The 6,026-nt window shown below is 51.6% G+C and carries 5 protein-coding genes and 1 pseudogene; 4 read left to right on the top strand and 2 right to left on the bottom strand.

The features are described 5' to 3' along the window. Positions 1-130 precede the first annotated feature (130 nt). Positions 131-217: pseudogene (locus AC3WTM_RS13835) on the bottom strand (winged helix family transcriptional regulator); the annotation flags it as partial. Positions 218-1,256: 1,039 nt separating this feature from the next. On the opposite strand from AC3WTM_RS13835, the gene AC3WTM_RS13830 reads away from it, so the two are divergent. Beyond that, positions 1,257-2,090 (top strand): undecaprenyl-diphosphate phosphatase, encoded by an 834-nt coding sequence (locus AC3WTM_RS13830; RefSeq protein WP_102668887.1) that lies wholly within the window; start codon positions 1,257-1,259, stop codon positions 2,088-2,090. 54 nt (positions 2,091-2,144) lie between these two features. On the opposite strand, the gene dusA is transcribed toward AC3WTM_RS13830, so the two are convergent. Next, the gene (gene dusA, locus AC3WTM_RS13825; protein WP_102668886.1) at positions 2,145-3,164 is read right to left on the bottom strand and encodes a tRNA dihydrouridine(20/20a) synthase DusA; all 1,020 of its coding nucleotides are present in this window, start codon (positions 3,162-3,164) and stop codon (positions 2,145-2,147) included. Positions 3,165-3,266: 102 nt separating this feature from the next. Here dusA and AC3WTM_RS13820 point away from each other — a divergent pair, with 102 nt between their 5' ends. From AC3WTM_RS13820 to AC3WTM_RS13810, 3 genes are all read left to right on the top strand, one after another. Next, positions 3,267-4,370 carry a tyrosine-type recombinase/integrase gene (locus AC3WTM_RS13820; protein WP_102668885.1) on the top strand — a complete coding sequence of 368 codons (1,104 nt, stop codon included), beginning with the start codon at positions 3,267-3,269 and terminating at the stop codon, positions 4,368-4,370. Positions 4,371-4,433: 63 nt separating this feature from the next. Beyond that, positions 4,434-5,348: an endonuclease/exonuclease/phosphatase family protein gene (locus AC3WTM_RS13815; RefSeq protein ID WP_146023679.1), complete on the top strand. Its 915-nt coding sequence runs from the start codon at positions 4,434-4,436 to the stop codon at positions 5,346-5,348. Position 5,349: 1 nt separating this feature from the next. Next, a partial coding sequence (locus tag AC3WTM_RS13810; protein ID WP_492587614.1) for a hypothetical protein occupies positions 5,350-6,026 on the top strand: 677 nt, incomplete at its 3' end.

Below are 6,026 nucleotides of genomic sequence, written 5' to 3'. Positions count from 1 at the left end.
GTACGGTTACCGGGATAGTGAGTTCTTTTTCATGAAGATCAAGAGCGTCTTTCCCGGCAATCCGTGAAGAACCTTTTATTTTGCCGCGAAGGCGACTGATCGACTTTTCCAAGGCTCTTGGGTCATAAAAATTTATATTCAGCCCCATGATCCTGGCGATTTCATCATGGCTCAATATTTGGTTTTTGGTCTGAGAAAAAGCCTCAAGAATTTTCATTTCTGCAAACGATACATCCAGTTTTTTATACTCGCCAATCAGGCACATGCGAGTGGGGTCCAAAAGCAAATCATGCTTTTTTTGCCATTCTGGACTGTTAAAAAAATCGGACAGTACGTCAGATTTGTTGTCTGCAAAAGTGTCGCAATTAATACAGTAGTCGGCCCCGGCAAAATAATACTTCATCTTGTTGTAGGTGCCTCTACCGGTGATGGCTACGAAAATTATTGACGCCAGATTTTCGGCGCGAATATTTTCTACCGCGGTGAGGCTTTCAACAAATGCTTGAGGGCTGTCGATTACGATAAAAATTGCACGGTATGAATCAGTATTCCTGCTTTTTTTGAATGAGTTGCTATAGCACATTGCATCAACGGCAATATCCTTGCCTACGTGGCTTGCGACTAATTCCCTAAAGCCCTCAGCTAGCGTATGGGTCCGCCCAACGGTGAGAATACCCTTCTCCTCCCTCGCGTCGCTGTGGTCTGTAGTCGTTATTTTCCCTGTAAGCATCATGCTTTGACTCGGATGGGTGCTGGCATTTGAATGTTAAAGCACTCATTCTCGGTTGTGACTGACAATTGGTAACATTTCACTCATTTTTCAAGCGGTCGTTACCTTTTTCTAACGTTGCTGGCGATTCTCACGTGATCGTTTGCTCGCCAATGGCTCAAGAGGCCTAGTGGCCTATTGATGTCTCGTGGGCTGGCGTGGCGTGGCATTATGCCATCTATTGCCTCGATGTCCCGGTTTTTCGCATCAATACGACCATGCATGCCGCTAAAGTTCCCGCGGCATGATTTTTTGATTGAGTGCCATGAGGCGGTAGGGCTTTGTTGATTCAAGTGCGAGTGATTGCGCTTGTTTGGCTCGGAACTATCCAATATTAACTGTTATATAACGTTCATGTTAGTGGTGTTGGCCATGGACATTTCATAACATTGAGTTTTATTAATTTGTCTAATGCGCTTTACTTTCGTGTTGGCGTTGAATCAGAGCGAAATCGACGCATTGGTATTTGTCGTTGAGGGAGGAATTAATGGGTCTTTGGACAACCATATCAGTGTTGGTTTTAGGGATGGTCGAAGGTCTGACGGAGTTTTTGCCGATATCAAGTACAGGGCACCAGATTGTTGTCGCGGACTTGCTCAGCTTCGGCGGCGAGCGAGCCATGGCTTTTAACATCATCATTCAATTGGGCGCGATCCTGGCAGTTGTCTGGGAGTTCCGTCGAAAGATTCTCGAGATCGTTACCGGCTTACCGACTCAACGCAATGCACAACGTTTCACCTTGAATCTATTAATCGGCTTTCTTCCGGCAGTGGTCCTGGGGGTGTTATTCGCCGATAAGATCCATGAGTATCTGTTTAATCCAATCACTGTAGCAGTGGCATTGGTGGTGGGTGGCATCATCATGTTATGGGCCGAGCAGCGGGAACATGTGGTGTCTGTCGAGCATGTTGACGATATGCGCTGGGCCGACGCCCTCAAGGTCGGTTTCGCGCAATGCCTGGCGATGATCCCGGGCACCTCGCGCTCCGGATCGACGATTATCGGTGGGTTGCTGTTTGGTCTGTCGCGTAAGGCGGCTACGGAGTTTTCGTTCTTTCTGGCGATGCCAACCATGGTCGGTGCCGCCGTGTATTCGGGCTATAAGTATCGGGATCTGTTTCAGGCAGGCGACCTGCCAGTATTTGCGCTGGGTTTCGTGACGGCGTTCTTTTTCGCCATGATCGCCGTGCGTGGTTTGCTCAAGTTCATCGCCAGCCACAGTTACGCCGTGTTCGCCTGGTACCGGATCGGATTCGGTTTGCTGATTCTGGCAACGTGGGTATTCGGTTGGGTTGACTGGACCGAGGCGGCAGCGCTCTGACATTTGTACCGGGCTGCAGGACATGCAGCCTGGTCGCAGGGCATCGACTAGCCGTTAACGCCCCTCAAGCAACTCCGCCGCTTGATCCAGCAAGGCCAAAGGCTCTTTGGCCTTGTGGATATCCACCGACAATAGCTGCCGAAACTTGCGTGCCCCCGGGAACCCGGTTCCCAGTCCAAGCACATGGCGAGTGATGTGGTGCATCGAACCTCCTGCTGTGATGTGCGCCGCTATATAAGGACGCAATTGCGCCAGCGCCTCAGCCCGGCTGATCACCGGCGCCGCGCTGCCGAACAGCTGCTGGTCCACCTCGGCCATCACATAAGGGTTGTGATACGCCTCACGGCCCAACATCACGCCGTCAAACGTCTGCAAATGTTCGTGGCAAGCCTCCAGCGTCTTGATCCCGCCGTTGAGGATAATCTCCAGCTCAGGAAAATCCGCCTTCAACCGCGCTGCCACGTCATAACGCAGGGGCGGGATGTCACGGTTCTCTTTCGGCGACAACCCCTCCAGAATCGCGATCCGCGCATGCACGGTAAAACTGGTGCACCCGGCATCCCGCACCGTGCCGACGAAATCACACAGCTCCTCGTAACTGTCCCGGCCATTGATCCCGATACGGTGCTTGACCGTTACCGGAATCGACACCGCATCACGCATCGCCTTCACACAATCGGCCACCAACTGCGGATGCCCCATCAGGCACGCGCCGATCATATTGTTCTGCACCCGATCACTCGGGCAGCCGACATTCAGGTTCACCTCATCGTAACCATGCTCCTGCGCCATGCGCGCACACGCGGCCAGGTCCAGCGGCACGCTGCCGCCGAGTTGCAGCGCGAGTGGATGCTCGGCTTCGTTGTGCCGCAGGAAACGCTCGTGATCACCGTTGAGCAGGGCACCGGTGGTGACCATTTCGGTGTAGAGCAGGGCGTTTTTCGACAGCAGGCGCAGGAAGAAGCGGCAGTGGCGGTCTGTCCAATCCATCATCGGCGCCACGCTGAAGCGGCGAGATGGCTCAGAACGGGTAGGGCTAGTATTTGCGGGCGCTTCAGGTTTTTCGAAATTCATTAATACTGATCTTTTATACAGCGGTTTTTACCCATTTTTCCTTGTTTTTCGAAGTCGGTTGCTACAATGTAGCAAGCATATTCGGCAATGTAGCAACTGGAAATGGGCACGATCACATCACGTAAGCGCAAGGACAACTCGACGGCCTACACGGCGCAGATACGGATCAATCGGGACGGGAAGACAGTTTATCAGGAAAGCCAGACCTTCGACCGCAAGCAGGTCGCCCAGGCCTGGATCAAACGGCGCGAGACGGAGTTGGCTGAGCCCGGCGCCATCGCGCGCGCGAACCGCAAGGGTGTGACGATCAAGAAGATGATCGAGCAGTACCTGGACGAATACGAAAAAATCCGCCCGTTGGGCAAAACCAAGAGCGCGACGCTGAAGGCGATCAAAGACACCTGGCTGGGCGAGCTCGACGATTCGGCACTGACCAGCCAAAAGCTGGTGGAGTTTGCGCAATGGCGGATGAGTAAGGAGGGTGGTGGCGTCCAGGCGCAGACGGTCGGCAACGATCTGTCGCACTTGGGCGCGGTGTTGTCCGTGGCGCGGCCGGCCTGGGGTTATGAGGTCGATCCGTTGGCCATGCCGGATGCGCGTAAGGTGTTGCGCAAGCTCGGCATGGTCAGCAAGAGCAAGGAGCGCAACCGCCGGCCGACGCTGGAGGAGCTGGATAAGCTGATGCAGCACTTCTTCGAGATGCAGACCCGGCGTAAAGCCCAGATCGACATGCCGAAGCTGATCGCCTTTGCGCTCTTCTCGACGCGTCGGCAGGAGGAAATCACGCGGATCCGCTGGGACGATCTCGACTGCGCCCGGCAGGCGGTTTTGGTGCGCGACATGAAAAACCCGGGGCAGAAAATCGGCAATGATGTGTGGTGCCATCTGCCTGACGAAGCCTGGGCGATCCTGCACACCATGCCGAAGGTGGAGAGGGAGATCTTTCCCTACAACGCTAAGTCGGTGTCGGCTTCTTTTACCCGCGCGTGCCCGATGTTAGGCACCGATGATCTGCATTTTCACGACCTGCGGCATGAGGGGGTAAGCCGGCTGTTTGAGATGGATTGGGACATTCCCAGGGTCTCGAACGTCTCCGGCCATAGAGACTGGAACTCGTTGCGACGCTATACGCATTTACGTGGGCGGGGTGATAAATATCAGAAATGGCCTTGGCTGCGCAAAATATTAGCTATGAGCGCTGAATGAAATACTATGCTTCTTTGTCAGTACCTTTGCCCGATAATGTTTAGGAAAGTCTGTGGGTGAGAAATGGAATTAAAAATTGCATGGTGGAACACTGGGATGTCTCCACCGACGACGAAGAGAAGCGCACAGGGCAAGAGAGAGGCTGAGGGGTTTTTAACCGTATTGCGGCACCTGCTTATTGACGACGAAATTGATTTGTTAGGGCTGTGCGAGGTCGGTCCGTTGGAGATATCAGCGATTGGGGTGCTTCTGGAGGGGTTAGAGGTAAAAGATTTTAGAGTTTGTTCGTTGTATAGTTCGAGTGGTAATAGTGTTAATGATTTTTGCGTTATCATTAATGAGCAGAAATTAAAATATTTAGATCACCAATTTGTAGATCGGCGAGACGAAGCTAGAATATTTTATAAGGCTGGAGTTAAAGTTAGATTTAGTGTTTGTGAGGAGTCTGTTTTTAACGTTTATCTTTCGCATTGGCAGAGTAGGCGTTCGGTGCCTGAAAAGCCTCATAGGGCGGGATTGGGTAGCACCCTCAGAGACTCAATCAATACGGTGTTTCAGACGAGTGGTGACAACTCCCATGTCATACTGATGGGCGATTTCAACGATGATCCGTACGAAGACTCAATGACTCACCACCTGAAGGCTACGCGCGATAAAAGCTTTGTCCTGGCCAATAAGCGTGTGTTGTACAACCCCTTTTGGAGGGAGATGGGGGCATTGATTCCGTATGTACATACTGATCAGCCGTTGTGGAATTATCCTTACGGTACTTGCTATTATAAGCAAAATAGAGAAATGACTTATTGGAAGACGTTCGATCAGATATTGTTTTCTTCATCGTTTTTTGGTCAGAATCAGTGGCACCTTTCGGAGTGCTCTACTAAAATCTACTCTTTGGTTGAGTTTGGCCGTTATTTTGAAGATTGGAGTTCAGTTTCTGATCATTTGCCAGTTTCAACAAAAGTTATGAGGGTCTGATATGTTTGATTTCGTGGCGGCGTTCAAGCGAGGCGTCAAGGCAGCGAGGGATCTGAATAAATACCAGTTTGAAATTGATGAGGTTTTTTCAGAGCTATCCAATAAGTTTTTGGAAGCTACCAATGGCGAGTTTACCATAGTGCGTAGTGCTTCTCTGGTTTCCAGTGCGTCGGCGGCGTTAGATGTGTTGGCGGGGACTCCGCCTCGCTCGCAGACTCAATCTAATGGCACGATTTTTATGCGTTCTACGAAAGATGCCAATAGAAAAGTAAAACTTGCCAATTGGGTGCAACAACCAAAAGGTTTTACTTTTGTATTACAGTTTGAGCAGCGCGAGATCATTTCAAAAAGTAAGGCTGAGCTGGGTGCCGCATTAGAAGAACTCTTGAGCGCTCCAATCGTGGGGAAAGCTTATCTGAGTCTGTTCAACTCTATTCAATCTGATCTTCGAGATAAAAAAGAATCCGAAGTTCACCGCTTGAGAGCAGTGGAGAGTAATAGAGTCGGTGGTGTGATTGCGGTTAAGTCAGCAGCGAAAGCAGGTGTTTCCGGCAGGACGGCGGTGAGCGCTATGGCCAAACCTGCAGCGGCTAAACCAGCTGCCAAGGCTGCGGCCAAACCTGCAGCGGCCAAACCTGTTGCAGCCAAGGCTGCGGCCAAGCCCGCAGCGGCCAAACC

It is taken from the genome of Pseudomonas sp. EU05-FHT14B02, from assembly GCF_058791055.1.
Note: the sequence above shows the minus strand (reverse complement) of the source record. Positions and strands in the feature narration are given on the sequence as shown.

Excerpts from the sequence above, each read along its gene's own strand:
- AC3WTM_RS13830 (WP_102668887.1), top strand. The coding sequence starts at position 1,257 with ATGGGTCTTTGGACAACCATATCAGTGTTGGTTTTAGGGATGGTCGAA.
- dusA (WP_102668886.1), bottom strand. The coding sequence starts at position 3,164 with ATGAATTTCGAAAAACCTGAAGCGCCCGCAAATACTAGCCCTACCCGT.
- AC3WTM_RS13820 (WP_102668885.1), top strand. The coding sequence starts at position 3,267 with ATGGGCACGATCACATCACGTAAGCGCAAGGACAACTCGACGGCCTAC.
- AC3WTM_RS13815 (WP_146023679.1), top strand. The coding sequence starts at position 4,434 with ATGGAATTAAAAATTGCATGGTGGAACACTGGGATGTCTCCACCGACG.